Consider the following 1,404-nt stretch of genomic DNA (forward strand, 5'->3'; position numbering starts at 1 on the left):
CTAGTACTGCAACGGTGTTTGTTCTGAGTGCTGGGCAGTTTTCAGGGGCTGTGTCCACGGCGCTTGTAGTGACTGAAGCGAGCTTGATACTGACGTTTCCGGCGCCATGTCGACCAGTGCAGGATGTGGTCGACCGGGGTGGGACGGCGGTCGGTGAGTCGGGTGGTCAGGCGTCTGATCTCGGCGAGGCTGAGGTGGATGAGCTTGGAGGATCCGTTTCTGCTTTGTCCGCGTCCAGTACTCGGGCTCGCAGGACGGTCAGGCAGGCGTGGGCGGCCATGACCAGGGTCATGTGGCGGTGCCAGCCGGGATAGCGGCGGACCTGGTAGTCGTCCAGGCCGCACTCTTGCTTGGCGGTCTGGAAGCATTCCTCCACCGCCCAGCGGCTGCCCGCGACGCGGATCAGCTCGTCGAGCGTGGTGCCGGCGGGACAGTAGGCGATGTAGTAGGAGATCTCGCCGAGTCTGCTGACGCTGCGGCGGGCGAGAACCCAGTGCCGGCGGTCCTCGCGGTGCCAGGGCCGGACCTCGACGCGGGCCCAGTCGTAGATCCGCCGGCCGTGGACGCCGTCGCCGCAGGAACGGCGTTTCCACTTCTGCCGTGGCAGGCCGGGGAACAGCTCGTGGACGGGGTGGTCGATGGACCAGCGGGTGACGACCGTGTCGTGGCGGGTGGTGGCCATGACGTGGAAGACATCAGCCTGCTCCAGCTCGAACCGCCAGCCCTTGCTGAAGCCATAGGCGGCGTCCGCCGTCACCCACCGGAACGGGACCTTGTCGGCGATGGCCCGGCGGACCATCGTCTTGGCCATGGCCACCTTCGTCTCGAAGGCGACGTCGTCGTCGATGCCTGCCCGCCGGCAGCGTTCCCGGTCGTCCGTCCAGGAGGTGGGCAGGTAGAGCCGCCGGTCGATCAGCGTGCGTCCGCGGCCCGTGGCGTAGGCGAGGAAGACGCCGATCTGGCAGTTCTCGGTGCGTCCGGCAGTGCCGGAGTACTGCCTTTGCACGCCGGCCGAGCGGATGCCCTTCTTCAGGAACCCGGTGTCGTCGACGATCAGAACGGCCTCTGGGTCTCCGAGGTGTTCGACGACGTAATCGCGTACGTCGTCCAGGACCTCGTCGGCGTCCCACTCGATGCGGTTCAGCAGCCGGTGGATGCGATCGGGGCCCGCGTGCCCGGCTTCCTCCGCCAGCGTCCAGCCGTTCTTCCGCTCCAGCGGAGCCACCAACCCCCGCATATAGGCAAGCGCGGACTGACGCGGCTCCTCCCGGTTGAAACGGTGCACGAACCGCTCATGCACCGCCTTCAGTTCACCCGCCCACAACCTGACATCAGCAAGGTCCCCACCCATGACCACACCAACGACCGAGCTGGCCAACAGTCACGGCAAACACCGTTGCAGTA

Annotated in this window: 1 protein-coding gene; it reads right to left on the reverse strand. The window is 66.7% G+C overall.

All coding sequences use genetic code 11. From position 1 onward, the window contains the following. Positions 1-166 precede the first annotated feature (166 nt). On the reverse strand, positions 167-1,351 hold the full coding sequence (locus tag ACYVO2_RS37205) for an IS701 family transposase (RefSeq protein WP_461012554.1): 1,185 nt from the start codon (positions 1,349-1,351) through the stop codon (positions 167-169). Positions 1,352-1,404: the final 53 nt, after the last annotated feature.

This window comes from Streptomyces capparidis, from assembly GCF_054782095.1.

Excerpts from the sequence above, each read along its gene's own strand:
- ACYVO2_RS37205 (WP_461012554.1), bottom strand. The coding sequence starts at position 1,351 with ATGGGTGGGGACCTTGCTGATGTCAGGTTGTGGGCGGGTGAACTGAAG.